24 protein-coding genes are annotated in these 26,760 nt (G+C 60.2%); 11 read left to right on the forward strand and 13 right to left on the reverse strand.

Annotation, left to right across the window (positions count from 1 at the left end):
- Nucleotides 1-14: 14 nt before the first annotated feature.
- Nucleotides 15-524 (reverse strand): DUF1993 domain-containing protein, encoded by a 510-nt coding sequence (locus tag MHH62_RS06270; protein ID WP_014717952.1) that lies wholly within the window; start codon nt 522-524, stop codon nt 15-17.
- 117 nt (nt 525-641) lie between these two features.
- On the opposite strand from MHH62_RS06270, the gene MHH62_RS06275 reads away from it, so the two are divergent.
- Together MHH62_RS06275 and MHH62_RS06280 are read left to right on the forward strand one after the other, a co-directional pair.
- Complete coding sequence (locus MHH62_RS06275) at nt 642-1,292, forward strand: DUF480 domain-containing protein (protein WP_014717951.1); 651 nt, start codon at nt 642-644, stop codon at nt 1,290-1,292.
- A 463-nt stretch (nt 1,293-1,755) separates the two neighbouring features.
- Nucleotides 1,756-3,057: an IS4 family transposase gene (locus MHH62_RS06280; RefSeq protein WP_080643517.1), complete on the forward strand. Its 1,302-nt coding sequence runs from the start codon at nt 1,756-1,758 to the stop codon at nt 3,055-3,057.
- 237 nt (nt 3,058-3,294) lie between these two features.
- Here the strand turns inward: MHH62_RS06280 and MHH62_RS06285 are convergent, their stop codons facing one another.
- Nucleotides 3,295-4,113, reverse strand: coding sequence for a shikimate 5-dehydrogenase (locus tag MHH62_RS06285; RefSeq protein WP_103451762.1), 819 nt, complete (start codon nt 4,111-4,113; stop codon nt 3,295-3,297).
- A gap of 156 nt (nt 4,114-4,269) precedes the next feature.
- Here MHH62_RS06285 and MHH62_RS06290 point away from each other — a divergent pair, with 156 nt between their 5' ends.
- The 3 genes from MHH62_RS06290 (at nt 4,270) to MHH62_RS06300 (ending at nt 5,346) form a co-directional block, all read left to right on the forward strand.
- A complete protein-coding gene (locus MHH62_RS06290; protein WP_019818659.1) occupies nt 4,270-4,644 on the forward strand; it encodes a hypothetical protein in 375 nt (124 codons plus the stop codon).
- 233 nt (nt 4,645-4,877) lie between these two features.
- Entirely contained in the window at nt 4,878-5,072 is a 195-nt protein-coding gene (locus tag MHH62_RS06295; RefSeq protein WP_014717949.1) for a hypothetical protein, read from the forward strand.
- A gap of 91 nt (nt 5,073-5,163) precedes the next feature.
- Nucleotides 5,164-5,346 carry a hypothetical protein gene (locus tag MHH62_RS06300; RefSeq protein WP_003190283.1) on the forward strand — a complete coding sequence of 61 codons (183 nt, stop codon included), beginning with the start codon at nt 5,164-5,166 and terminating at the stop codon, nt 5,344-5,346.
- 3 nt (nt 5,347-5,349) lie between these two features.
- Here MHH62_RS06300 and MHH62_RS06305 read toward each other — a convergent pair whose 3' ends face one another.
- A complete protein-coding gene (locus MHH62_RS06305; RefSeq protein ID WP_019818663.1) occupies nt 5,350-6,417 on the reverse strand; it encodes an AI-2E family transporter in 1,068 nt (355 codons plus the stop codon).
- 171 nt (nt 6,418-6,588) lie between these two features.
- Here MHH62_RS06305 and yegQ point away from each other — a divergent pair, with 171 nt between their 5' ends.
- On the forward strand, nt 6,589-7,902 hold the full coding sequence (gene yegQ / locus MHH62_RS06310; protein ID WP_019818664.1) for a tRNA 5-hydroxyuridine modification protein YegQ: 1,314 nt from the start codon (nt 6,589-6,591) through the stop codon (nt 7,900-7,902).
- A 22-nt stretch (nt 7,903-7,924) separates the two neighbouring features.
- On the opposite strand, the gene MHH62_RS06315 is transcribed toward yegQ, so the two are convergent.
- On the reverse strand, nt 7,925-9,604 hold the full coding sequence (locus MHH62_RS06315) for a methyl-accepting chemotaxis protein (RefSeq protein ID WP_339232689.1): 1,680 nt from the start codon (nt 9,602-9,604) through the stop codon (nt 7,925-7,927).
- Between the two features lie 179 nt (nt 9,605-9,783).
- The gene (locus MHH62_RS06320; RefSeq protein WP_161794324.1) at nt 9,784-11,103 is read right to left on the reverse strand and encodes a Na+/H+ antiporter NhaC family protein; all 1,320 of its coding nucleotides are present in this window, start codon (nt 11,101-11,103) and stop codon (nt 9,784-9,786) included.
- A gap of 229 nt (nt 11,104-11,332) precedes the next feature.
- On the opposite strand from MHH62_RS06320, the gene MHH62_RS06325 reads away from it, so the two are divergent.
- The gene (locus tag MHH62_RS06325; RefSeq protein ID WP_019818667.1) at nt 11,333-13,480 is read left to right on the forward strand and encodes a methyl-accepting chemotaxis protein; all 2,148 of its coding nucleotides are present in this window, start codon (nt 11,333-11,335) and stop codon (nt 13,478-13,480) included.
- Between the two features lie 128 nt (nt 13,481-13,608).
- Here MHH62_RS06325 and MHH62_RS06330 read toward each other — a convergent pair whose 3' ends face one another.
- The 4 genes from MHH62_RS06330 to MHH62_RS06345 are packed head-to-tail and all read right to left on the reverse strand — an operon-like array spanning nt 13,609 to nt 16,200.
- Nucleotides 13,609-14,922 (reverse strand): sensor histidine kinase, encoded by a 1,314-nt coding sequence (locus MHH62_RS06330; RefSeq protein WP_014717944.1) that lies wholly within the window; start codon nt 14,920-14,922, stop codon nt 13,609-13,611.
- On the reverse strand, nt 14,919-15,587 hold the full coding sequence (locus MHH62_RS06335; protein WP_003190268.1) for a response regulator transcription factor: 669 nt from the start codon (nt 15,585-15,587) through the stop codon (nt 14,919-14,921). The genes MHH62_RS06330 and MHH62_RS06335 overlap by 4 nt, the downstream gene beginning before the upstream one ends.
- Nucleotides 15,587-15,898 carry a PepSY domain-containing protein gene (locus MHH62_RS06340; protein ID WP_003190266.1) on the reverse strand — a complete coding sequence of 104 codons (312 nt, stop codon included), beginning with the start codon at nt 15,896-15,898 and terminating at the stop codon, nt 15,587-15,589. The genes MHH62_RS06335 and MHH62_RS06340 overlap by 1 nt, the downstream gene beginning before the upstream one ends.
- Complete coding sequence (locus MHH62_RS06345; RefSeq protein ID WP_014717943.1) at nt 15,898-16,200, reverse strand: PepSY domain-containing protein; 303 nt, start codon at nt 16,198-16,200, stop codon at nt 15,898-15,900. The genes MHH62_RS06340 and MHH62_RS06345 overlap by 1 nt, the downstream gene beginning before the upstream one ends.
- Before the next feature lie 158 nt (nt 16,201-16,358).
- On the opposite strand from MHH62_RS06345, the gene MHH62_RS06350 reads away from it, so the two are divergent.
- The 4 genes from MHH62_RS06350 to codA all read left to right on the forward strand — a co-directional run bounded on the left by MHH62_RS06350 (nt 16,359) and on the right by codA (nt 20,845).
- Nucleotides 16,359-17,438, forward strand: a complete 1,080-nt coding sequence (locus tag MHH62_RS06350) for a hypothetical protein (protein WP_003190262.1) — start codon at nt 16,359-16,361, stop codon at nt 17,436-17,438.
- A 97-nt stretch (nt 17,439-17,535) separates the two neighbouring features.
- A complete protein-coding gene (gene queD / locus MHH62_RS06355) occupies nt 17,536-17,892 on the forward strand; it encodes a 6-carboxytetrahydropterin synthase QueD (RefSeq protein ID WP_003190259.1) in 357 nt (118 codons plus the stop codon).
- Between the two features lie 398 nt (nt 17,893-18,290).
- Nucleotides 18,291-19,559 (forward strand): cytosine permease, encoded by a 1,269-nt coding sequence (codB, locus tag MHH62_RS06360; protein WP_339232691.1) that lies wholly within the window; start codon nt 18,291-18,293, stop codon nt 19,557-19,559.
- Between the two features lie 50 nt (nt 19,560-19,609).
- The gene (gene codA / locus MHH62_RS06365; RefSeq protein WP_014717864.1) at nt 19,610-20,845 is read left to right on the forward strand and encodes a cytosine deaminase; all 1,236 of its coding nucleotides are present in this window, start codon (nt 19,610-19,612) and stop codon (nt 20,843-20,845) included.
- Nucleotides 20,846-20,854: 9 nt separating this feature from the next.
- On the opposite strand, the gene MHH62_RS06370 is transcribed toward codA, so the two are convergent.
- Genes MHH62_RS06370 through MHH62_RS06385 form a run of 4 tightly spaced genes read right to left on the reverse strand, consistent with a single transcriptional unit; the run spans nt 20,855 to nt 26,522 of the window.
- On the reverse strand, nt 20,855-23,005 hold the full coding sequence (locus tag MHH62_RS06370; protein ID WP_339232693.1) for a lipase family protein: 2,151 nt from the start codon (nt 23,003-23,005) through the stop codon (nt 20,855-20,857).
- Nucleotides 23,006-23,018: 13 nt separating this feature from the next.
- Nucleotides 23,019-23,777, reverse strand: coding sequence for a hypothetical protein (locus MHH62_RS06375; RefSeq protein ID WP_103451772.1), 759 nt, complete (start codon nt 23,775-23,777; stop codon nt 23,019-23,021).
- A gap of 13 nt (nt 23,778-23,790) precedes the next feature.
- Nucleotides 23,791-24,627: a DUF4123 domain-containing protein gene (locus tag MHH62_RS06380; RefSeq protein ID WP_020301891.1), complete on the reverse strand. Its 837-nt coding sequence runs from the start codon at nt 24,625-24,627 to the stop codon at nt 23,791-23,793.
- Nucleotides 24,627-26,522, reverse strand: a complete 1,896-nt coding sequence (locus tag MHH62_RS06385; RefSeq protein WP_339232694.1) for a type VI secretion system tip protein VgrG — start codon at nt 26,520-26,522, stop codon at nt 24,627-24,629. Before MHH62_RS06385 ends, MHH62_RS06380 begins: the two co-directional genes overlap by 1 nt.
- Between the last annotated feature and the right edge of the window lie 238 nt (nt 26,523-26,760).

The following is a 26,760-nucleotide window of genomic DNA, read 5'->3' on the forward strand; positions in this document are numbered from 1 at the left end:
ATTGAAGCGTGAGTTTAGAACGCGCCCATGTAATCACGCTTGCCCACTTCCACACCGTTATGACGCAGCAAGGCATAAGCGGTAGTGATGTGGAAGAAGAACTGCGGCAGGCCGTAGGTCAGCAGGTAGGACTGGCCGCTGAAGCGCTTCTCTTTCGGCGTGCCTGGGCGGGTGATGATTTCGATACCTTCCTTGCCGTCGATCTGCTCGGGCTTGATGGTGTCGACGAAGGCCAGGACCTTGGCGATCAGTGCTTGCAGGTCGGCAAAGGTGACTTCGTTGTCTTCGTACTTCGGTACTTCGATCTCGGCCAGGCGTGCCGACACACCTTTGGCGAAGTCCACGGCGATCTGCACCTGGCGCACCAACGGGAACATGTCCGGGAACAGGCGCGCTTGCAGCAAGGCGTTGGGCTCGATGTTCTTGGCGCTGGCGTGGGCTTCGGCTTTGTTCAGCACATCGCTCAACGCGTTGAGCATTTGCTTGAAGACTGGGATAGAAGCGGCGTACAGGGAAATGGTCATGTCAGTCTCACTGATAATGGCAGGGTTGGAACCAGCGGCGATTATAGCCATGCCCGGTGCTTGTCTTTTATTTTTTGAGGATTACGCTGGTGAGCTTCACTGCATAGGGAAAGCGCGATGACCGCCGAGCACGACACCGACACCCCTGAGCCGCGCCTGAACAGCACGGAAATCCGCATCCTGGGCTGCCTGATCGAAAAACAGGCGACCAACCCGGAAACCTACCCCCTCACCCTCAACGCCCTGGTGCTGGCCTGCAACCAGAAGACCAGCCGCGAGCCGGTGATGAACCTCAGCCAAGGCCAGGTCGGCCAGAGCCTGCGCGCGCTCGAAGGCCAAGGCTTCACGCGCCTGGTGATGGGCAGCCGCGCCGACCGCTGGGAGCACCGTGTGGACAAGGCCCTGGAACTGGTGCCGGCCCAGGTGATCCTGACCGGGCTGCTGTTCCTGCGGGGGCCGCAGACCGTCAATGAGTTGCTCACCCGCAGTGGGCGTATGCATGACTTTGAGGATGCCGAACAGGTTGTGCATCAGCTCGAGCGCCTGATTGCACGAGGACTGGCGCTGCTCGTGCCGCGTCAGGCGGGGCAGCGGGAAGACCGGTATACCCATGCACTGGGGGACCCGGCAGATATTGAAGCGATTATGACCGCGCGGGGGAATCCGGTAGAGCGTAGCGCAGGGGCTGTTTCGGTGGAGCGCATTGAAGAGCTGGAAGCGCGGATTGCCGCACTGGAAGAACGGCTGGCGCAGCTGGAACAGGGATAATGCAGATAAACATGTGGGAGCTGGCTTGCCTGCGATAGCCATTGGTATCGACACAACTTTGTAGGTTGCAGCAGCCAACGGTAACTACGATGCGAAGCGAGCCGCTCTTGATCTTGCTCTGCTTTTGATCTTAGGCGCCCCGTTAAACCACGCTGGCCGAACGCAGGCTTTAATTCGTGGGTAACCCGGCAGGACGCCGGGTTAGCCGCCCCGCGCCATGGATGGCGCGTGGCGGCGGCCCACGGATTCAAGCCTGCGTTCGGGCACACCGAGCCTAGGCGAGGTGCCGAGTGGTGGGGCAAGAGCCTTTTGCTTACTTTTGGGCTCTTTTCAAAAGTGAGCCGCTGTAAAAGCCAGCCCTTTCAAGGTCTTCTGTAAAATCCCCTGAAATTCATTCAGGGGGTACCTAAACGATGTGGGCGGAAGTTCTAGCGCGTTTCGAAAAAAAGCACCTGCCAGTGTCATGGCCAAACTGGCGCTGCAGCAGGCTATTGCCCCCGAGTGGATTGATCAGGTTTTCGAAGAACACCGGCAACGGCAGTATTCTCGTGAGCTATTGTTCTCGACCATCATCAAGCTAATGTCCCTTGTTTCATTGGGCTTGAGGCCATCTCTGCACGCCGCCGCGCGACAACTGGAGGACCTTCCGGTCAGCCTGGCGGCTCTCTACGACAAGATCAGTCGTACCGAGCCTGCTCTGTTGCGCGCCCTGATTACGGGCTGTGCACAGCGCCTGGCTCCAACCATCCGGGAGCTGGGCTGCACGGCGATGCTGCCGGGTTGGCAGGTTCGGGTAGTGGACGGTAATCACCTGGCATCCACTGAAAAACGTCTGGGAGCTTTACGCAACGAGCGCGGCGCCGCTCGTCCCGGTTTTTCGGTTGTTGCATACGATCCCGATCTGGATCAGGTCGTCGACCTTCAGGCGTGTGAGGATGCCTACGCAAGCGAGCGCGTTTGTGTGCTGCCTTTATTGGCCAATGCCGAGCCAGGCCAAGTGTGGCTGGCTGACCGGCTTTATTGCACGCTCCCGGTTATGGAGGCTTGTGAGCAAGTCCAAACTTGCTTTGTCATTCGTCAGCAAGCCAAGCATCCACGCTTGATTCAAGAGGGTGAGTGGCAAGAGCCAGTACCTGTGGAAACTGGCACTGTGCGTGAGCAGATCATCCAGGTCAAAGGCGGTTACCAATGTCGGCGTGTCGAACTGACGCTTCATTCGCCAACGGACTCCGGCGACAGCAGCTTGATGTTCTGGAGCAACCTGCCTGAGAGCGTCAGTGCGCAACAGATCGCCGAACTGTATCGCCGCCGCTGGAGCATTGAAGGTATGTTCCAGCGACTGGAAGCGATCCTGGAAAGTGAGATCGAAACCCTTGGCAGCCCAAAGGCTGCCTTACTGGGGTTTGCAACGGCGGTATTGGCTTACAACGTCCTGGCTGTTCTCAAACGCAGTGTTGAACAGGCTCATCGGGATACCCAGCCTGAAGGATGGGAAGCCTCGATTTACCATTTAGCGGTTCAGGTCAGGAGTGGATATGAGGGAATGCAGATTGCGCTGCCCTCGGAACATTTTCCTGTCATTCCGTTGGAAAAACTGGCTCAGCACTTATTGGCGCTTGCCAGAAATATCCAACCTAAACAAGTTGCGAAAAGCCCCCGTGGCCCCAAGGTACCCAAGCCCAAAACATGGGTTAAAGGCACCGCGGTGAATGCGCATGTTTCAACGGACCGGATAATCAAGGCTGCCAAGACGAAAAGACCTTGAAAGGGCTGGCTGTAAAAGCGGAACCCTAAGTAGCCGTTACCGCAGGAATGGATATGTACTGGGTATTACGGCGTCGACTGTGAGGCCGTCTTCGCAGGCAAGCCAGCTCCCACAGTTGGATCGTGGGGTGTCAGGTAGATAGCCGTCGCCTGGCAGGCCGCCATCGCAGGCGAGCCAGCTCCCACAGTTGGATCGCGTGCGCGTCAGTTAGATCACCGAATGGTTGTGCGTAAGGCTTTAGCTGCGGGCGAAGGCCACCGCTGCCTCGAACTGCTCCTGCGTAGGCCGCACACCGGTATAAAGCACAAACTGCTCCAACGCCTGGATAGCGATCACTTCCAGCCCGGTAATCACCCGCTTGCCCTGGGCACGGCCACGCACGATCAACGGCGTTTCCGCTGGGATCGCCACCACATCGAAGACCGTCTCGGCCTGATCGATTGCCTCGGCGTCAAACGCCAACGCATCCGCTTGCGCACCGCCGGTCATGCCAATGGGCGTCACGTTGATCAGCATCTGTGGCCGCAGGCTGCCCAGATCCGCCTGCCACGCGTACCCCAGGTTCCTGGCCAATGCCTGGCCCGCCACCTCATTACGTGCCACGATCACGCCATTGGCGTACCCCCCGTCACGCAAGGCACTGGCGACCGCCTTGGCCATGCCGCCGCTGCCGCGCAGGGCGAAGCTGGAGTCCTTGGGTACCGCGTGTTTTTTCAACAGTTGCTCGATGGCGATGTAGTCGGTGTTGTAAGCCTTGAGGTGGCCGTTGGTGTTGACGATGGTGTTCAGGGAGTCGATGGCTTGAACCGAATCGTCGAGTTCGTCCACCAAGGCAATGGCAGCCTCCTTGAACGGCATGGACACCCCGCAACCGCGCACACCCAGGGCGCGGATACCGCCGATCGCGCCGGGCAGGTCCTGGCTGCTGAAGGCTTTATAGTAAAAATTCAGACCCAGTTGTTCATACAGGTGGTTATGAAAACGCAGGCCAAAGTTCCCAGGGCGCGCCGACAGTGACATGCACAGTTGGGTGTCCTTGTTGGGGTGCATCTGCATGGATAACTCCTTGAAGTAAGCAAATCGGTACAGACCTTACACAACCTTTACTCACTGGCCGTGCTGTTTTCTCGAAATACGTTGTCTTAAAAGTATCCCCGCGACAATCCTTGAGTCTATTGATTGCAGACCACAAGCGCAGGGGCTAATTGAGGAATGACCATCATGCGTAAACTTCCCAGGATCGCCTTGCTTATCGGCGCACTCGCAATGGCCGGCCAAGCTTCCGCCCACGGTGGTGGTTGGGGTGGCCCGGCCGTGTTCGGTGCGCTTGTCGGCGCAGCGGTAGTCGGCTCTGTGGTTGCCAGCCAGCCGCGAGAGGTGTACGTGCAACAGCCGGTGTATGTTCAGCCGCAGCCGGTGTATGCCGCGCCGCCGCCGGTCTACTACGCGCCACCGCCACCAGTGTATGTGCAACAGCAGGTTTACTACCGCCCGGCGCCCGTCTATTACGGCCCACCGCGCGGTTATTATGGGCCACCTCGCGGCTACTACGGCCCGCCCCACGGCTACTACCGCCATGGTTGGTAAGTTTTAATCCATTGACAGACACAGGCCTCGCCCACACGCGGGGCCTTTTTTTGCCTGAAAAGTCCGGATTTATCCTGCCGATGTCGCTGTGAGAACAACGCACGAGCGCCAATCCCACATCATGAGCGTCGAATATCCTCTTGATCGATGGCGGGCTGCGCTGTCATGTTTACGTCACAAAACAGTCGCACTATCGACCCAGTCCAGCCAATAACAATTAAGGACGATTGACCATGCCCACGCAAAACCCGCACCGCACCGCCGGCCTGTGCACCTCCAGCAAGGTCTATAACGCGTTGACTGAACTCAAGCACCTTGAAGGCCATCGCAGCGCCAAGTTCCTGGCATTGCTGGCCGAAAACCTAGTGCGCAAGGGCCTGCTCAGTGAGCACGAAGTGGTGAACATGCTCGACCAGGTGGTGGATTAACGCCTGGCATTGATGTCGACTATCGAGCCAGGTGATTTTTCCCAAGCACCGGCAAACCGTAAGGTGACCTCCATAACGTTTGGAGGTACTTATGCCCACTGTTCAAATCATGTCTGTCATCGGTAGCGCCGTCCCCGCCCCTCTGCGCAAACTGGGCTTGCTCGCCTGCTGGTATGTGGTGCGCGATGGCGAGCCGATCAGCGGCCCGCTCACTTCGTTATCGGATGCCGAAACACAACGCCGAATGGCAACCGACTTCAGGCTAGAAGCCTGAACGCTATGGCAGCGGCAACTTGACCCGCGGCTTGGTTTCGACGAACAACGCCCAGCACGACATGAACAACGCCGCCACCAGCGGCCCGATGACAAAGCCGTTAAGGCCGAACACCGACAGGCCACCCAAGGTCGAGATCAGGATCAGGTAGTCCGGCATCTTGGTGTCCTTGCCCACCAGGATCGGGCGCAGTACGTTGTCCACCAGGCCAATCACGAACACCCCGAACAGCCCCAGCACCACGCCCTGCCAGATCGAACCGCTCAACAGGAAGTAAACCGCCACCGGCCCCCAGACCAGCCCGGCACCCACCGCTGGCAATAGTGACAGGAACGCCATCAGCACGGCCCAGAGCAAGGCACTGGGGATGTCCAGGAACCAGAAGATCAAACCTCCCAGCGCACCTTGGGTCACAGCCACCAGCACGTTGCCCTTGACCGTGGCGCGCACCACGCGGTTGAACTTGAGCTGCAGGCGACGCTTTTGCGGCTCGGCCAACGGTACGGCTGTGCGCACTTTGCGTACCAGTTCCGGGCCATCGCGCAGCAGGAAAAACAGCAGGTACAACATGATGAAAAAGCTCACCAGGAAATCAAACGTCCCCTGGCCGAAGCTGAACGCCTGAGAGGCAAAGAACTGACTGCCCTGCATCGCGCCCTTGACGACCTTTTCCCGCAGCCCTTCGAGGTTGCCCATGCCAAAACGGTCGAGCAATTGCTGGAAATACGGCGGTAGAACGTTCTTGAATTGCTCGATATAACCCGCCACGTCGAGTTTGCCGCTCTCGATGTTTTTGTAGAGCGTGGCCCCCTCTTGCACCAGCAAAGCACTGGTGATGATCACCGGCAGAATCGCAATCACCAGGCACACCATCAAGGTGGTCAGGGAGGTCAGGTTGCGGTTCCAGCTAAAACGCTGCTGCAGGCGGCGCTGCATCGGCGCAAAGATAATGCCCAGGATCACGGCCCAGAACACCGCGCCGTAGAACGGCAGCAATATCCAGATAAAAGCCACGGTGACCAAGGCCAGTAGCAGCAACAGGGTTTTGAATTGCAGGTTGGTTTGATTCATGTCCGGTCCATGTCAGAAAAACAGGGCCGATGGCGGCCCTGTTGCTTAGTCCGCAGCCAAACGTGGGAGTGCCCTTGTTTATCGAACAAGCATAGATCGCCATGCGTAGACATGGATCAATGAACGGCGCCCGGCCCTGCACTACCCTCGCGCCTTTTGCGACCTACAGCCATGCCCTCGATGATTGCCCCCGAACTGCTCGCCCCTGCCGGCACCCTGAAAAACATGCGCTACGCCTTCGCCTACGGTGCCGATGCGGTCTATGCCGGCCAACCGCGCTACAGCCTGCGGGTGCGCAACAACGAGTTCGACCACGCCAACCTGGCCCTCGGCATCCACGAAGCCCATGACCTGGGCAAGCGCTTCTACGTGGTGGTGAACATTGCGCCCCACAACGCCAAGCTCAAGACCTTCCTCAAGGACCTGGCGCCGGTGATCGCCATGGGCCCGGATGCGCTGATCATGTCCGACCCGGGGTTGATCATGCTGGTGCGCCAGCACTTCCCGCAAATGCCGATCCACCTGTCGGTACAGGCCAATACGGTGAACTGGGCCAGCGTGGCGTTCTGGCAGCAACAAGGCATTTGCAGGGTGATTCTGTCGCGGGAGCTGTCCCTGGAAGAGATCGGCGAAATCCGCCAGCAAGTGCCGGCGATGGAGTTGGAGGTGTTTGTACATGGCGCCTTGTGCATGGCCTATTCCGGGCGGTGCCTGCTGTCGGGCTACATGAACAAGCGCGATGCCAACCAGGGCACTTGCACCAATGCCTGCCGCTGGAAATACCAGGCCACGCCGGCAGTGGAGAATGCCACTGGCGATATCGTCCATGAATATCAACCCACATTAGGGATCGGCACGCCCACCGATCAGGTGTTCCTGCTACAGGAAGCCAATCGCCCCGATGAACCCATGCCCGCCTTCGAAGACGAACACGGCACCTACATCATGAACGCCAAGGACCTGCGGGCCGTGCAGCATGTGGAACGCCTGGCACAGATGGGCGTGCATTCGTTGAAGATCGAAGGCCGCACCAAGTCCCACTTTTACTGCGCGCGCACCACCCAGGTGTACCGCCAGGCCATCGATGACGCAGTGGCCGGGCGTGCATTTGACCGCGGCTTGATGACCAACCTCGAGTCCCTGGCCCAGCGTGGCTACACCGAAGGTTTCCTGCGCCGCCACGTGCACGATGAATACCAGAACTACCAGAACGGCAGCTCGGTTTCCGAGCGCCAGCAGTTTGTCGGGGAGCTGACTGGCGAACGTCGTGGCGCGTTGGCCGAGGTGAAGGTCAAGAACCGCTTTGCGCTGGGCGACCACCTGGAGTTGATGACGCCCGCGGGCAATTTTCATTTTGACTTGCCGAGCCTGCATAACGCCAAGGGCGAAAGCATTGAGGTGGCGCCGGGGGACGGGCATACGGTGTATGTGCCGATTCCGGCGCAGATGGACCTGCGCTTTGGCCTGCTGATGCGCGACGTTTAAACCCTGCCATGGGTTGAATGGATCAGATCCTGAACTGGCCCACCAACTGCCCGAGGCGCTGGCCCAGGTCGGCCAGACTGCGAGACGTCTGAGCGCCCAGTTGGGTTTCGTCCGCCACGCTGTCCACCGCTACCGCAATCTGATGCACGCTGCGGTTGATCTCTTCCGCCACGGCGGTCTGCTCTTCCGCGGCGCTGGCGATCTGGGCGTTCATTGAGTCGATGGTGCCAATCAGTTGCGCCATGGTGTCCAGGGACGCGCCGGCCTGGTTGGCCTGGGCCGAAGTGCCGTCGCCGGCATCGCTGGAGCGGCGCATAGCGTCCACGGCCGCCTCGGTGCCTTTTTGCAGGCGATCGATCATGCCCTGGATTTCCTGGGTGCTGGTTTGGGTGCGACTGGCCAGGGCGCGCACTTCATCGGCGACTACGGCAAAGCCACGCCCAGCCTCCCCGGCCCGTGCGGCCTCGATGGCAGCGTTGAGCGCCAGCAGGTTGGTTTGCTCGGCGATGGAGCGGATCACGCCGAGCACACTGACGATTGACGATACATCCTGCTGCAGGCTGTCCAGGGACACGCCGCTGCTGCGGATGTCGTTCACCAGCGCATGGATCTGCGCGATGCTGCCGTCTACCACACGTTTGGCGGCCTGGCCTTCGGCGTCGGTCTGCTGCGCAGCGACGGCGGCGCCTTGGGCACTGCGTGCCACTTCGTGCGCCGCCGAAGACATCTGGTTGATCGCAGTGGCCACCTGGTCGGTCTCGTGGCGCTGGCGTTCCATGGCCTGTTCGGAACGCTGGGCCTGGTCGGACACCTGGCTCACCAACCCGGTGAGTTGGGCGGTCATGTCGGTGATCTGGCGCACCAGGCCGTGGATTTTATCGACAAAGCGGTTGAATGCACCGGCCAGGTCGCCGAGTTCATCCTGGCTGGTAATGGCCAGGCGGCGGGTCAGGTCACCTTCACCCGCGGCGATGTCATCGAGGTTGGCTTTCATCAGGTGCAGCGGGCGCAGGATGGTATTGGCCAGCAGCATGCCCACGGCGGCGATCACCAGCAACACCACCACGGCGACGCCGAGGATGCTCAACAGCACGCCTTGCATGCGCTTCTCGACTTTTGCCTGCACCACCGCCACTTGGGCGTCAATGCCATCGAGGTTCACCGAGGTGCCGATCACCATGTCCCACTTGGGCAGGTACTCGGTATAGCCGAGCTTGGGCACCAGTTCGGTCTGGCCGGGCTGGGTTGAGCTGTATTGCAGGTAGTGGCTGCCGTCCTTGCCGACCTTGACCAGGTCGCGGTTGACGTAGACGCCGTTGGGGTCGCGGTTGTCCTTGAAGCTTTTGCCTACGCCGTCCGGGCTGTTGCCCTTGAACAGGCGGATGGTCTCGGAGTCGTAGCCGAAGAAATAGCCGTCTTTGCCGTAGCTGGTATTGGACAGCAACTTGACCACCTGCGCCCGCGCCGCGCTGTCGCCGGGGGCTGCCGCGTCGTAGAGCGGCTTGATGGTGGTCATAGCCACCTCGACATAACTTTGCAGGGTGGCCTTGGCGTCGTTGAGCAGGCGCTGACGGGTTTCATCCACCTCGTTGCGGGCCTGGCCCTGCAGAATCCACACGGTGGTCAGGCTGATGACCACGGCAAACAACAACACCGGCACGACAGCAAGGGCCAGGACTTTGGCCTTCAAACTCAGACGCATGGCTTTTCTCTCTTGTTAGTGGCGACTTGAGAGGTTAACGGCCATGTGAGCGATTACTGTAGGCGCGAGCTTGTGTGGCCAGAGCTTGCTCCCGCTCGGGTGCGCAGCGCCCGCAAGCTTTTTGGGGCTGCTTCGCAGCCCAGCGGGAGCAATCTCTGGCCACAGGGGGCTCACTTGGATCAGAGCGTCATCGCAGCCAGCCAGCCGAACGCCAGCAGCGGCAGGTTGTAGTGCAGGAAGGTCGGTACCACGGTGTCCCAGATATGGTGGTGCTGGCCGTCGATGTTCAGGCCGGAGGTGGGGCCGAGGGTGGAGTCCGAGGCGGGCGAACCGGCGTCGCCCAAGGCACCGGCGGTACCGACAATGCACACGATGGCCAGCGGGCTGAAGCCCAGTTGCACACACAGCGGCACGAAAATCGCCGCGAGGATCGGCACCGTGGAAAACGACGAGCCGATGCCCATGGTCACCAACAACCCCACCAGCAGCATCAACAACGCGCCAACGCCCCGGCTATGACCGATGAACGCTGCCGAGGCCTGCACCAGCGAGTTCACGTCACCGGTCGCCTTGAGCACTTCGGCAAAACCTGAGGACGCGATCATGATGAAACCGATCATCGCCATCATCTTCATGCCTTCGGTGAACAGGTCATCGGTGTCGCGCCAGCGCACGATGCCCGACACCGAGAAGATCAGGAACCCGGCCAGGGCGCCGATGATCATCGAGTCCAGCCACAACTGGATGATGAACGCCGAGGCAATCGCCAGGCCGGCCACCAGCAGGGTCAGCGGGTTGTACTGCACCGCCACTTGCTCGACACGCTCGATTTTCTTCAGGTCGTACACACGCTTTTTGCGGTAGCTGATCAACACCGCCACCAGCAGGCCGACCACCATGCCCAGCGCCGGCAAGCCCATGGCGTGGGTGACATTGACCCCGCTGATATCCACTCCGCTCTTGGCGACGTTAGCCAGCAGGATCTGATTGAGGAAGATATTGCCAAAGCCCACCGGCAGAAACATGTACGGGGTGATCAGGCCGAAGGTCATCACGCAGGCGATCAGGCGACGGTCCAGTTGCAGCTTGGTCAGCACATACAGCAGCGGCGGTACCAGCAGCGGAATAAACGCAATGTGGATCGGCAAGATGTTCTGCGAGGCAATCGCCACCACCCACAACAGGCCGATCAGCAGCCATTTGACGTGGTTGCCACCGCTGGCGTCCTGGCGGTCCACCAGCAGCAAGGCTTTGTCCGCCAGCGCATGGGCCAGCCCGGACTTGGCAATCGCCACGGCGAAAGCCCCGAGCAATGCGTAGGACAAGGCCACGGTTGCGCCGCCGCCCAGCCCGCCGTTGAAGGCCTTGAGCGTGGCCTCGATACCCAGGCCACCGGTCAAGCCGCCCACCAGGGCGCCGACGATAATGGCGATGACCACGTGCACGCGGGACAGGCTGAGTACCAGCATGGTGCCGACCGCGGCGATGACTGCGTTAATCATGGTTACCTCAAGCAGAAACAAAAAAGACAGGCATGCCCGCGCGCGGCCCATGGGAACAGCTGCCGGCGTGCAAGCTTGAAAGAGGTCTTATTAGAGGGCGCGCACTTTGCAGGAGCTGGGCTGTCATGTCAAAAACTGTGGTGAGGCAAAGCCCTCTGCACGCATAAAGAATTACAGGCGCTGGCCGATACGCTGTCTCTATGTGCTTTCAGGTAAGGATGTCCCGATGTCGCTCAGGCAGCTCTCCATTCAATGGAAAATCACCCTGCTGGCGGGCCTCTGCCTGCTGGGGATCGTGACCCTGCTGGTGGGTCTGTCGCTGTATCGCATGGCGCAGAGCTCCCAGCAGGTCAAGGCGTCCAGCATGCAGATGCTCGACGAAGCCGCCCAGTCGCGCATCGAGGCCCAAGGCGAAGTGCAAGCGCTGGGCATTCGCCAGCAGTTCATGGATGCCTACCAATACGGCCATGGTTTTTCCCGCCAGGTGCTGTTTTTGCGCGAACAGGCCGAGAAGCGCTTTCTCGATGCCTTCGACACCCGTGAAGACCTGACCCGCCAGGTCAAGGCCGCCCTGCAGGCCAACCCCGACCTGCTCGGCCTGTCCCTGGTGTTCGAAGCCAATGCGCTGGACGGCAAAGACGAACTGTTCGCCAACCAGGCAGAACTAGGCAGCAATGACAAAGGCCGTTTCGCACTGTACTGGTCGCAACCGACACCGGGGAAAATCACCTCGATGGCACTGCCCGAGAGCGACATGGCCGACACCTCCATCGGCCCCAGCGGCGAAAAAGCCAACGCCTGGTTCACCTGCCCGCGCACGACTCTCAAACCCTGCGTGATCGAGCCCTACTTCTATGTGATCGACGGCCAGAACGTGCTGATGACCAGCATCGTGTTCCCGCTGATGGTCAATGGCAAAGTCATCGCCTCGCTGTCGGTGGATATCAACCTCAACAGCCTGCAGGCGGTCAGCCAACAGGCCAGCCAGAAACTGTACGACGGCCAGACCCAGGTCAGCATCCTCAGCCCGACCGGCTTACTGGCCGGCTACAGCCCGGATGCCAGCAAACTCAGCCAACGCCTGGAGCAGGTCGACCCGGCCAGCGGCGCACAGTTGACCAGTGCCTTGGCCAGCAGTACCCAGACCCACAGCCTGCGCACTGACCATCAACTCAAGGTACTGGCGCCTTTTGCGCCGATTCCCGGCGGTAAGGCGTGGGGCGTATTGCTGGATGTACCGGAAAAAGTCCTGGTCGCCCCCGCCGAAGCGCTGAAAAACCAGCTGGACGCCGACAACGCCAAAGGCACCCTGCTAGAACTGGGCCTGGGCCTGCTCGCCGCCGTGGTCGGCTTGATCCTGGTGTGGCTGATGGCGCGCAGCGTGACCCGGCCAATCCTTGGCGTGGCGCACATGCTTGAGGATATCGCCAGCGGCGAAGGCGACCTGACCCGGCGCCTGGCCTACGCCAAACAGGACGAACTGGGCCAATTGGCCGGCTGGTTCAACCGCTTCCTCGACAAGCTGCAGCCGATCATTGCCGAGGTCAAACGCTCGGTGCAGGACGCCCGCGGCACTGCCGACCAGTCCGCGGCCATTGCCACGCAAACCAGCGCCGGCATGGAGCAGCAGTACCGCCAGGTGGATCAGGTGGCTACCGCATCCCACGAAATGAGCGCCACCGCCCAGGACGTGGCCCGCAGCGCCGCCCAAGCGGCCCAAGCCGCCCGAGATGCCGACCAGGCAACTCGTCAAGGCTTGACGGTTATCGACCGCACCACCGCCAACATTGGCGAGCTCGCCGCCGACATGAGCACCGCCATGACCCAGGTAGAGGGCTTGGCCGCCAACAGCGAACAGATCGGCTCGGTGCTTGAAGTGATTCGCGGCATCGCCGAGCAGACCAATCTGTTGGCGCTCAACGCCGCCATCGAAGCCGCTCGCGCCGGTGAAGCCGGCCGCGGTTTTGCCGTGGTCGCCGACGAAGTGCGCAACCTGGCGCGGCGCACCCAGGAATCGGTGGAAGAAACCCGCCTGGTGATCGAACAATTGCAAACCGGTACCAGCGACGTGGTCGGCTCCATGGGCAACAGCTATCGCCAGGCTCAGGGCAGCGTCGAACAGGTCGGCCAGGCCGTCACCGCCTTGCGCCAGATTGGCGATGCGGTCACGGTGATCAGTGATATGAACCTGCAAATCGCCAGCGCCGCCGAAGAGCAAAGCGCCGTGGCCGAAGAGATCAACAGCAACGTGGCGACCATTCGCGATGTGACCGAGTCGTTGTCGGAGCAGGCCAATGAATCGGCGCGGGTCAGCCAGGCGTTGAACAGCCTGGCAAATCAGCAGCAGGGGTTGATGGATCAGTTCAGGGTCTGAATGTAGCAAGGCTTTACTGTGGGAGCCGGGCTTGCCCGCGATGCAGACACCTCGGTATGTCAGGCAAACCGAGTCGATGCTATCGCAGGCAAGCCAGCTCCCACATTTTGAGCGGTGGTGTGTGAATGCTAGCGCCGTGGCAACTGGATCAATACCTTGAGCCCACCCAGCTCGCTCTCTTGCAGTTGCAACACCCCACCCCACACCTCAACGATATCCCGCACGATCCCCAAACCCAGGCCATGGCCAACCCTTTGCTCATCCAGGCGTGCGCCACGGCTGAACACTTGGTCGCGCTGGGCCTCGGGAATGCCGGGGCCGTCGTCTTCCACCGCCAGCCGATAGCCCTGGGGCGTCTCGCTAACGCTCAGGCGTACCTCGGCGTCCGCCCATTTACAGGCGTTGTCCAACAGGTTGCCCAGCAGTTCCAGCAGGTCTTCACGGTCCCAAGGCAGTTGCAGGCCCGGCGCCACCTGGTAGCTGAGGTCCAGGTGTTCGCCGTGGATCATGCGCAGGGTGGCCAGTAAACCGGGCAGTTCTTGTTCACAGTCAAACAACGCGCCCGGCAGCGCATCACCCGCCAGGCGCGCACGGTTGAGTTCACGGTTGAGGCGCTGCTGCACCTGCTCCAATTGCTCGCGCAGCAACTGGCTCAGTTGCGGATGATCCTTGAGGGCGTCACTGGAGGCCGCGCTCAACAACACTGCCAGCGGGGTTTTCAGCGCATGCCCCAGGTTGCCGAGGGCGTTGCGCGAGCGCTTGAGGCTGTCTTCGGTGTGCGCCAACAGGTGGTTGATTTGCGCCACCAGTGGCTCCAGCTCAAGCGGCACCTGAGTATCGAGTTGCGAGCGCTGGCCTTGTTGCAGTTGGGCGATCTGGTTACGTGCGGTCTCCAGGGGGCGCAGGGCACGGCGCACGGTGACCCGTTGCAGGATCAGCACCAGCAGCAGCGCCGCCAGCCCCATCACCAGGCCGACCTGACGCATCAGGCGAAAGCTCTCGCGCACAGGCGTGTAGTCCTGGGCCACGCTGATGGAAATCGATTGGCCAAAGCGCTTGTAGTCCGAGCGCAGCACCAACAGTTGCTGGCCTTCGGGTCCCAGTTGCAGGTTGCCCTTGAGCCCCGCCACCGGGAGCCGGGGCAGTTCCTGGTCCCACAGTGAGCGGGAGCGCCAATGCACATCGGCAAAGTCGATACGAAAGTAATGCCCGGAAAATGGCCGTTGGTACGCCGGCGACAGGCGTTGCTCATCCAACTGCACGCCGTTGGGCCCACGCACCAGCGCCACCAGCAGGTTTTCGCTGTCGTTGCGCAAGCCCGCTTCAAGGTAGCGCTGCAAACCCGCCTCGAACAACCACAGGCTGGTTTGCGCCAGCACCACGCCGACGATCACCATCACGCTGATCAACCCCAGGCTCAAGCGCCGCTGGATCGACCTCATGCCGGAGTGGCGCCGAATCGGTAACCCTGACCGCGTCGGGTCTCGATCACGCTGCGTCCCAATTTGCGCCGCAGGTGGTTGACGTGCACCTCCAGCACATTGGAGTCGCGTTCGGTCTCACCGTCATACAAGTGCTCGGCAAGGTGGCTTTTGGACAGGATCTGTTCGGGATGCAGCATGAAATAGCGTAACAAGCGAAACTCGGCAGCCGTCAGCTGGATCTCGGCGCCGTCGCGTAGCACGCACTGGCGACCTTCATCCAAATGCAGGCCGGCGGCTTGCAGGGTGGGCTGGTTCGTCTGGCCGTGGGAGCGGCGCAACAGCGACTGGATGCGCAGGTACAGCTCTTCAGGGTGAAAGGGTTTGCTCAGGTAATCATCGGCGCCGGCCTTGAGCCCTTCGATGCGCTCGGCCCAGGAATCGCGGGCGGTAAGGATCAGCACCGGGATGGCCAACGCGGCGGCGCGCCATTGGGCCAGCACATCAAGCCCGGGCAAACCGGGCAGGCCAAGGTCGAGAATGATCAAGTCATAGGGCTCGCTGCGCCCTTGATACACGGCGTCCCGGCCGTCGGCCAGCCAGTCGACTGCATAACCCTGGCGCTGCAGGCCGGCCATCAGTTCGTCGGCCAGGGGCACGTTGTCTTCCACCAGGAGCAGGCGCATCAGTCTTCCTCATCTTTGATCAGGTCGCCATTGGTGGCATCCAGCTTGATCTCGCGCACCACGCCCTCGGTGGTCACCAGTTCCACTTCATAGGCGTATTGCCCGTGTTTCTTTTCCAGTTCGGCCTCCAGCAGCCGCGAGCCGGGGTATCGCGCCATGGCCTGCTGCAACAGCTGTTCCAATGGCAGGATCACGCCTTGCTGGCGCAGGGCCAGGGCTTCGTCCTGGTTGAGGTCGCGGGCCGCCAGGCTGGAACAAAACACCATGAGCACCAGCGCCACGCGACTGCCGACGCGTAAATTTACCTTCATTACGTATCCTGATGATTCTTGAGAACCTGCCCGGTGAGCGCATTCAATTCAACATCCCATTCAATGCCGTCGGTATCTCGTAGCTCGACTTCATAAACGTACTTGCCGTATTCCTCATCCAAATCGGTGTCCAGCAGCGTCGAACCAGGGTGAAGGGCCAGGGCCGTAGCGTCCAATTGATCGAAAGCGACAATTGTAACAGTGGCCGGCACGATCAGTGGCTTGTCGGGGTCCACGGCGGCGGCCGGGGTCGCCGTAACGAGGATGATAGCGGCGGCGCCCAGGGCAGTGAGGCGCTTCATGATAAGTCTCCGTTACATGATGTTTTCCTACGCCGGCCACGGTACGCGCTGCAACTTAACTGAAACTGAATTGCCACCATGGCAATTCCGGTTAAGCCATTTTTCCCACTGCCTGCGAGATTTCTTATACTGCCCCGCTCGCCTCAACAGAGACCGGTATGACAGCCATCCATATCAAGTTCCCGGCCTTGACCCTCAAGGCCGGCAAACGCGCCTTCACCCGCATCCGCGAGCAGGGCCTTGCGCCTGCCGACGTCGGTATCCTCCCCGGCGCGGCGGGCGGCCCCAAGGCCCTGGGTATCCAAGGGCTGGACCTGGCGCTGTTCGGTGACTGGTTGCCCCGTGCGCCGCGCGAGCGTGCGCTGATCGGCGCGTCCATCGGCTCGTGGCGGTTCGCCAGCGCCTGCCTGCCCGACCCGGTGCAAGGTTTGCTCGACCTGGGCCGCCTGTACAACGAGCAGCGCTTTGCCAAAGGCGTGACCATGGCGCAAGTCAGCCAGAGCTGCCAACGCATGCTCGACGACCTGCTGGCCGGGCGCGATGCGCGGGTGCTGGACAACCCCGACTATCGGCTGAACATCATGGTGGTCAAGAGCCACGGATTGCTCGCCGATGACCACCGTGGGCGGCTGGGGCTGGGCCTGTCATCGGTGATTGCCGATAATCTGCGGGGCCGCGCACGGCTGTCGCGGCATTTCGAACGGCTGATCATCCACGACCCGCGTCAGGCGCCTCCGGTACACCCCCTGAAAGATTTCCCCTCGCGCTTCCTCACCCTGGACGTGGGCAACCTGCGCCAGGCGTTGCTCGCGTCCGGCTCGATCCCCATGGTCATGCAAGGCGTGCGCGACCTGCCCGGTGCCGGGGCCGGCACCTACCGCGACGGCGGCCTGCTGGATTACCACCTCGACCTGCCCTACCACGGCGATGACATTGTGCTGTACCCGCACTTTACCGACCGGGTCATCCCCGGCTGGTTCGACAAGGGCCTGCCATGGCGACGCAGCAACCAGCAGGGCTTGCAGGATGTGTTACTGCTGGCGCCGTCCAGGGACTACCTGGCCCGCCTGCCCCACGGCAAGCTGCCAGACCGCAGCGACTTCAAGCGTTTCATGGGCGATGATCCAGGCCGCAACAAATATTGGCAAACTGCCATGAGCGAGAGCCAACGACTGGGGGATGAGTTTTTGGCATTGGCGGATAACGGCAAGCTCGGCGACCGTTTGCTAGCCCTTTGACCGCATGGGCGCCTGCGGCCGAGGGGCGGTATGCGCAGAGGTTGAGCAAACTGTTAAACTCGCCGCCTGCCAGACACCTGACCGAGCTGAAAACACTGTGGAAATCTTCAAGGAATTTACATTCGAATCCGCCCATCGCCTGCCCCACGTACCGGAAGGCCACAAATGCGGGCGCCTGCATGGGCACTCGTTCAAGGTGGCCATCCACCTGAGCGGCGACCTGGATCCCCATACCGGCTGGATTCGCGACTTCTCGGAGATCAAAGCGATTTTCAAGCCGCTCTATGAACGCCTCGACCACAACTACCTCAATGACATTCCCGGCCTGGAAAACCCCACCAGCGAAGTGCTGGCCAAGTGGATCTGGAATGAACTGAAACCCTTGCTGCCGGAACTCAGTGCGATCCGTATCCACGAGACCTGCACCAGTGGGTGCATTTATCGCGGCGAGTAAGTGATCGAGTGTTGAAAAGACCACCTGCGGGAAATGTCACCGTGGCGAGGGAGCTTGCTCCCGCTGGGTCGCGAAGCGGCCCCAAAAGATGGGACTGCTACGCAGCCCAACGGGAGCAAGCTCCCTCGCCACAGGTCACTGTTTTTTTCGCTCTAGCTCTTAATTGGCTGGCATTGCCAACTGTAGGTGTTTTTTTCGAAGCGGCGGGCTGATCCATTAGGAAAACCCGCACAGACGCCGATCGACTGAGCCAGTTTGGCTCACCGCTGCACTGCTTTTGCGCTGATTGGGAGGAGGCGGCCTTATAAAGGGCTTACTCCGTCAGCCCATACCTGCCTGCACCTGCATTGGCACGCAGGATGCACACGACCTGGGTCACCACTCAGGGAGCAGCCCCCATGACGCAGCAAGAACCCGGCAACGACTACCCTCTCAGCGAAGTCCCCTTGCACGCGCGTAAGGGCCTGGCCTCTACGGCCATGGTGTTGCTGGGGTTCACCTTTTTTACCGCGACCATGTTCGCCGGCGGCAAGCTGGGGGTAGCGTTCAGCTTCATGGATATGCTCGGCGTCGTGGCCCTGGGTAACCTGTTGTTGGGTATCTACGCCGCAGGCTTGGGTTACATCGCGTTCAAGAGCGGCTTGAACTCGGTGTTGATGGCGCGTTTCTGCTTTGGCGAAGTGGGCAGCAAACTCAGTGACTTGATCCTCGGTTTTACCCAGATCGGCTGGTATGCCTGGGGCACGGCCACGGCTGCGGTGGTATTGGGCAAGTATTTCCAATTGAGCCAGGGCAGTGTGCTGGGGCTGATGGTGGTATTTGGCTTACTGTTCTGCGCCACCGCCTACGTGGGGTATCGCGGCTTGGAAATCCTGTCCTACATCGCGGTGCCGGCCATGGGCATCCTGTTGACCCTGTCGATGTGGGTCGCCACCGTGAAGGTCGGCGGGCTGGAGGGGCTGCTGGCGGTGGTGCCCAGCGCTGAGCTGGACTTGTCCACCGCCATCACGCTGGTGTTCGGGACCTTTGTCAGCGGGGCAACTCAGGCCACCAACTGGACACGGTTTTCGCGCTCGGCCAAGGTTGCGGTGCTGGCCAGCCTGATCGGCTTTTTTGTCGGCAACGGCTTGATGGTGCTGATCGGGGCCTATGGCGCCATCGTCTATCAGCAACCGGATGTGGTGGAGGTCTTGCTGCTGCAAGGTTTCGCCACGGCGGCGATGGCGATGTTGCTGCTCAATATCTGGAGCACCCAGGACAACACCATCTACAACTTCGCCGTCGCCGGTTGCAACTTGCTGCGCACCCAGCGTCGCAAGAGCGTGACCCTGGCCGGCGCGGTGATCGGCACCCTGCTCGCCTTGTTCGGCATGTACGACCTGCTGGTGCCGTACCTGATCCTGCTGGGTACGGTCATCCCGCCGATAGGAGGCGTGATCATGGCGGACTTCTTTTATCGCTATCGCGGCCACTATCCCCGCTTGGCAGAGGCTCGCTTACCGGCGTTCAATTGGCCAGGTCTGATCGCGTATGGGGTGGGCACCGTGGTCGCATTCAACTCGCCGTGGGTCGCGCCGTTGGTGGGAATTTTTGCCGCATCGCTGACCTATGTGCTGCTCAGCGCCATACTACGCGCCATGACCGCCTGGACATCGGTATCGCCCTGAGGATCTGGCGGCTGTCTGCCTGATTGTTTTTAGCCAAGAGGAACTTGCCCATGCACATCATCAATGCCCGCCTGCGCAACCGTGAAGGCCTGCATGATCTGCACCTGGAACACGGCCGGATCGCCAGCATCACTGCGCAAACGGGGGAGCCGGCGCTGATGGCCGGCGACTTGGACGCCGCCGGCAACCTGGTCATACCGCCCTTTGTCGAGCCCCACATCCACCTCGACGCCACCCTCACCGCCGGCGAGCCGCGCTGGAACATGAGCGGTACGCTGTTTGAAGGCATCGAGTGCTGGGGCGAACGCAAGGCCACCATTACTCTGGAAGACACCAAGGCCCGGGCCAAAAAAACCATTCAGACCCTCGCCGCCCATGGCATCCAGCATGTGCGCACCCATGTCGACGTCACCGACCCAGACCTTACTGCACTCAAGGCCCTGCTGGAGGTACGTGAAGAGAGCACGCACCTGATCGATTTGCAAATCGTCGCCTTTCCCCAGGAAGGCATCGAGTCCTTCCGCAATGGTCGTGAGTTGATGGAAGAAGCCATTCGCCTGGGTGCCGATGTGATCGGTGGCATCCCCCACTTCGAATACACCCGCGACCAAGGCGTGAGTTCGGTGAAGTTCCTCATGGACCTGGCCGAACGTACTGGCTGCCTGGTGGACGTGCACTGTGACGAAACCGACGACCCCCACTCACGCTTTCTCGAAGTCCTCGCGGAAGAAGCCCGCAGCCGCGACATGGGTGCCCGCGTGACCGCCAGCCATACCACCGCCATGGGTTCCTACGACAATGCTTACTGCGCCAAGCTGTTTCGCCTGCTGGGGCATTCCGGCATCAGCTTTGTCTCGTGCCCCACCGAAAGCATCCACCTGCAGGGCCGCTTCGACAACTTCCCGAAACGGCGCGGTGTCACCCGTGTGAACGAACTGCTTGAGGCCGGCATGAACGTGTGTTTCGGCCAGGATTCCATCGTCGATCCCTGGTACCCGCTGGGTAACGGCAACATTCTGCGAGTACTGGAGGCCGGTCTGCACATCTGTCATATGCTCGGTTACCGCAATTTGCAAAACGCCCTGGACCTGGTCACCGACAACAGTGCCAAAGCCATGGCCCTGGGTGATCGTTATGGGTTGCAAGCAGGCCGCCCGGCTAACCTGTTGATCCTGTCGGCCGACAGCGACTACGAAGTCATACGTAGCCAGGGCTTGCCGCTGTACTCGATTCGCAACGGCAAGGTGCTGATGAAGCGGCAACCGGCGCAGGTAGAGTTTATGTAACCGCGCGGGTTAGACGATTGAGTCGATGTCCAGCGTTTGCCCCCGTGCTTGTTCGTCGTGGGCAGGCGGCGGGATGCCGGCGAATTGGGCCGGCTCACGATTCTCGCGATGGCTGAACCAACGTTTGAGGCTCGATTGAAGATGTGCAGAACGGGCATGGCTGCCGTAGACATCGCGGGCTTCCAGGCGACGCCAGCGCAGTCTTGCCAAGCGCTCGCGACTGGTGTGCAACCGGTCGATCTCTGCGTTCAAGGCATCGGTAGGTTCATGGCTACGATCATTGGCAGGGCGCCGTAGCGCAAGTTCACGCCGCTTGGCCCGGAGTTGCTCGCGCATGTCTTCAAAGGCCCGGTCGAGCAGCTCGAACTCCCTCTGAGTCACCAACGGGCCCTCACTCTCGAGGGTTTGTTGCCAGCGGCGCAACGTCGCCCACGCCGCGGGGATGTAGCTGGTGGTCATGAAGTGCTGGTCGGCTTGGAACAGCTGCCTCAGCACATTATCGCGCTCGGGCATGTCGCCCTGCAGTTGCAATGCGCGGTTGCAACCCGCCTCTTGGAGGGATTCACAGCCAGGCTTCCATAACACCGAGGAGTGGCTGCCATCCGGGAGCGTGATCGGCATGAAGTGATATTGCTCGCCATGATGTCGATAAGGGTTACCACCCACCCGCACCAGCCCTGCGGCGAACAACAGGCCACCGGGCACGGGGTGGCTGAATAGCGTGATGGCTCCGGGAATCCAGAGCTTGGCGGTGGTATTCATCCAGGGTGCCGGGACGCTGGGGACAGGGTCGTTGTGGTTGACGATGCGGTGGTGGACCAATGTTGAGGCGCCGGCAGTGAATTCGGCGTCGGCGGCGCGGGGGGCGCCGTAGGTGTAGAGCAGAATGTTGTAGTGGGCGTCTGGGGTTCGGCGCAGTCCTTCGGCCAATAGCAATGCAATGGCGCCGCCGAGGCTGTGACCGCAAATTACGATGCGCTGACCTGTGTGAAACTGATCAAGATATTGCAATACGAAATTACGCATAGCCCGATAGGCCTGGTAAAAACCATCGTGTGCTTTTCCAATACCGCCTTCAAAAGCCACCTGATGGGCGTCGGCGTCACGTAATGCGTCGGCACGGCTGACCGTTCCTCGCACAGAAATCAGGATGACTTCATCGTGGTGGGTGATGAAAGCCTGGGTGTCAGTACCGAATTTTTCATCATCGAAAAAGTGCAAGCGTGCGGGGTGTTCCTGTTCTTCCTTCCGTTCCGGGCGATTTTGTGGATACAACTGCGGATCGAAAGGCAGGATTTCGAAGCGTTGGGAGTAAGGGATATCTTCGTAGAGGGGGTAAAAACGGTGTGATTGCTTCGGATCAATTCGCCAGGCTTCGTGATACACCGAAAGCTGTTCAGCGAATAAATTTCCAACGCTCGGATCTAACGGAAACCGAACTTCGTCTAACGGTCTTTCTGCGGGGACCTGCCCAAAATCGCAGTAACTCAACGCAGCAAACAATGCCAGTTGGTATAGGTTCATGGCGCAGAAGCTGTCTTCGGTGGATAACATTGGGCGTAACGCCCGTAGGGGTCGTACTTCTAGAACGGTGTGCTTGTTGGGGAACAGTACGATACCCACCAATGAGGGCTGAGGCGGGCCGAAGCCCAGATCGGCCATCATTTTCAATGCGTGACGCTTGGGAGAGTGGACTCGAGGCGTTGTTGGAGGCAAATGGGCGACATGACGAACTAAATCTCTCACTTCGACTTGATAAAATCGGCTGGCTTGATGTTGGGCAGGATTGGCTTTAATACGACGTCCATCGACCGCAGCAAATCTGGTTTGCTCAGCACGAAATTGAAGCTCGGTGATAGGTAGCTGATAAGTCGGCCGCATCATTAAACGACGATATGGCTGTTCGGTTCCTGAATACAGATCGTCAAAAATGAGGACCACAGGACCGCTGTAAATATCATTTAGCTTGGCGAATCCTTCTCCGTTGAGTCTACCTTTGTACTCTTGTCCAGCGCTGTCGCGGACCGTGTACGGCAGGCCGCCGTACGTCGCACCAACTCCAGTTTCATCGACCAAGCAAAAACTCACCCATTGCCCTCGCAATGAACAAGCTGGCGTGCTGTCACTGAAAAAGGGGCGCTTCCTTGCGTCAAAATACATGCATTACTCCTTATTACTCACACGATGGATAAATATTACAAATGCGGCCATCCGGCATTTTTATCGGTTTAAAGTCGGTGGTATTGCCGTTGCAATAAGCGTCCCGATCGGCAAAGTTTTTACCCCTGCATCGCTTCCATCCACCTGGAACATTTATCCAATTATCATCAAAGGCAGGTAACTCATCCTCACTGACAGATAGCACCAACCTCAGCTTTTTCCCCGGCAATTGCGGACGTTGCGCCACGCCCCCTACCCGCGACTCTTGCAAATTGCCCATCGAATCCAATGAATTACAGATCAGAAGTTTTCTAATCGCGTGCAAAGGCCCGACCGTCCGAAAGTGCCATTTACATTGCCCACGTATTTCCTGCACACCCGACTCGGGCATCCCAGGTAGGTCGGCCTCCAAACGGTCGCGAATGGAAATACTCCCGAAATTCCCGCCCACATCCGTACTCCGCGTCCCCCACTTCGCATAGAAGTCAAACTCCACACTGCGTAGTACCAATGGACAACCCTCTACCGTTTCAGTCAATGGCAACTCATAACTCACGCTGCTCGCTACAGGCTTGTAGTCTGTAAAAAAGACTTTTCGCTCAGGTCTTTTGCCTCGCCGCCGAGGCAAGGTGCAGGTCTCACCCGTTGCGGGCCGGTAGTTGGCAGCCGTTTTAAGTTCAAATTGCGCCGGCAAATCCACCTCCAATGTAAAACGCTCCACCGTCCTCCCCGTACACCCCGAAAGCCACGCACCCGTAATAACCACCAGCACCCACCCTATCCACCTATTCACCTTTCCCTACCTCGCTGTGCCACTGCTCCATCACTCGTTCAAAATGCTCCCCTGGCGCCTCGCCAATCCTCGGTAACCAATGAATAACACTGCTGCCGGCCGCCTCTGCCAACCGGCGTACCACCAGGAACTCGAGCTGCGCCGGCTCCCGCCATTGCCAGCTGCGTGCCTGCTCCAGTACCTGGGCCAGCCAAATCCTGGGGTCTTGGAATTCGACCAATGCCGCCAGGTCTTCACTGTGCTCAGCCAGCAGGTAGCGCAGGATATTGGCGTGCAGGATGGCTTCGGCGTGAGGGTTGGGTGTGTCGAGCCACGGCGCTGGATCAGGCGCAGGGTAGTCGCCCGGCGCAGGATTTTCGTGGTGATGCCAACGGCCTTCATGCCAATAGCACACGCTGATCAGTGGTCCGAGGTAGGCGGGCCAATGCTCTTTGCCCAGATGGGCCAAGGCACGGGCCAGGGTGCGATTGTCGTGAATGCGATAAAGCACCTGACGGCCTTCTGGCGCCACCCGCAGTCTCTCGCGCCAATGGCGCGCCACACCCACCAGGTCGCTGGCCGACAGGCTGGCGAGCCAGCCCCAGTTCGACTCGGGGTGTAGCAACAGGTCGGCCAAGGCAGGCTCATTCAGTTGTTCCAGTAACAGTATGAGCGGGCCTGTATTCGCCAACTCCGCCGCAGCGGTCTCGCTGTAGAGGTTGCAATAGTGCGACGGAGCACGGTTTGCCATCAGGCGTTGGCGAGCCTCGTGGTTACCATCAAGCATCAGGCACAATGGGTGTCCGCTCTGCTGTTGTTGGGCCATCCAACAATGGAGCAAGCTGTCCATCAGGCCGCCCTCCCTGGGATATCGCACAGGCCTTCGCGGCAGCCTTCGCACAGAGGGCAAAAGTCGGCGCCCAGTTGCTTGGCCAAGTCCATGATGACGTTTTGCACAGCAGAGATTTGCGTGCCGGCAACCCCTGATGGGTTCACCGAACGGCTTGCAGACGGCGAACCGCCCAGAGTGATGGACCGGCTGCTGGAAATACTGCCGGCTTGCATCACCAGGTGTTCCCCGCCTGCCTTCAAGCTCAGTTGTGCGCCGGCCTCTATCACCAGGCTGGCGCCGGCCTTGAGATGAACCTGCTGCCCGGCTTCGATCAACAAGCTCTTGCCAACGCGAGTCACGCTATCGCCCTCCACCTCCAGGCGACTGTCATGCCCCACCCGTTGCTCCAGGTCACGCTGGGCACGCAGGTAGATGAGTTCTTCGCCGCGCCGGTCTTCCAAGTGCAACTCGTTGGCGCCTCCGCCGCCCGGCGAGCTGCGGCTACGCAGTACGCTGCGTGTCTTGTGCTGCGGCAAAGCGTACGCCGGCAAGTGCGATGCATTGGGCAGGCAACCGGTGACAAGGGGTTGGTCCGGGTCGCCCTCCAAAAAGCTCACCAGCACTTCCATGCCCACCCGTGGAATGACCATGGCGCCAAACCCATCACCCGCCCAACCGGACGCCACGCGCAGCCAACAACTGCTCGTCTCGTCGCCCTTGTCCGCGCGATCCCAATGAAAGCGCACCTTCACACGGCCATAGGCATCGCAGTGCACGTCCTCGCCGGCAGGCCCGGTTACCGTCGCGGTCTGGCTGCCACTGATCGTCGGTTTGGGGTGCTTGAGGGCAGGTCGATGCACTGCGCGCCAGGGGGTTGCGGTGAACCGGTTGCGATAGCCTTGGAACCCATTGGCATCAACGATCGACTCCTCCAGCACCTGCGGCTGGTAACCCTCATGACGCACCGAGGTCAGCAACCATAAGTCGTTGCAGGCTGGGTCCGGGTGATCGCACAGTTCAAGGAAGTGGCCACTGCATAGCGCCGGTTGATCGCTCTTGCCCAGCACTCGATGGCGATCACGCTGGTGACGCTCCAGGCTGCGTCGCGCCAGCTTCGCACCACGTGCATGGCCCGTAAAGCCAGCAGGGTAGCCATAGTCTTCCAAAGGATCCGCCGGCCCGGCACCGGCTTGGTCATGCAGGCGAAACGAAGGGTGCTCAAAGTCATAGTCACGACGTACGGTGCGCCGGCTGCGCGTGACCAGGCGCCGGTCGAAACGTTGGACGACCGGGGCCCCAAGCGATGGATCAGCCGAGGAACAATAACGCTGTACCGGCAACCGGCGAAACACCGTCTGGTCATCACCAAACACCAGCAGATGATTCTCTGCGCTGTGACGAAAGTGATAGTGAATGCCCTCCTCTTCACACAGCCGTTGGATGAAATGCAGGTCGGACTCCCTGTACTGCACGCAAAAGGCGCGTGGTGGATACACCACCGGCCCGAGCTCAAAGGCATAGGCGTCGGCGAAGATGCCGTGCTGTTCGAGGACCGCAACAATGATCTGCGGTACACTGCGCTGCTGGAAAACCCGCTGGTCGCAACGATAGGCAAGGGATGCCAGACGTGGCGCCAGTGTCAGGTGATAAAGGGCGAGCCGCATACCGGGATCATCCCGACCGATGGCAAAGATTTGCCCATGCAAGCCCTGACCTGCTTCGCCCAAGTGCAGATAGGCGGGTTGATGAAGCAATGCCTCCAGGTCAAGGAAGGGGTCTTCGCTGACTAACTGCACCTGTATAAAGTAGGGCTGGTCGAGGGCTTCGCTGCCTTTGAATGCCACTATCTGAAAATCTGTCTTTATACCTGCAAGGACCAATTTGAAACGTGACGAAACAAACGCGTTAACCATCCTTTGTTACCCGTCTTCAACTTTTCGTTTGAACAGCTTTCCCTCGTCAACGCCATTTGGATTGAGAAAAAGCACCTGAATGCGCTAAAGCTTAGCGATTTCAGGCGACTTTCGGCCCTTCAGAAATAATAAAGAAGTTTCGTACAGCAAAGATGGAAGTGTCTTTTACAGAATATAAATACAGCCAAAAAATCATCTAGTAATTAGAGGTAAACTCTGACTGCGGCTTGTACTCTCT

The organism is Pseudomonas sp. FSL L8-0168, from assembly GCF_037976155.1.
GTDB lineage: Bacteria > Pseudomonadota > Gammaproteobacteria > Pseudomonadales > Pseudomonadaceae > Aquipseudomonas > Aquipseudomonas paracarnis.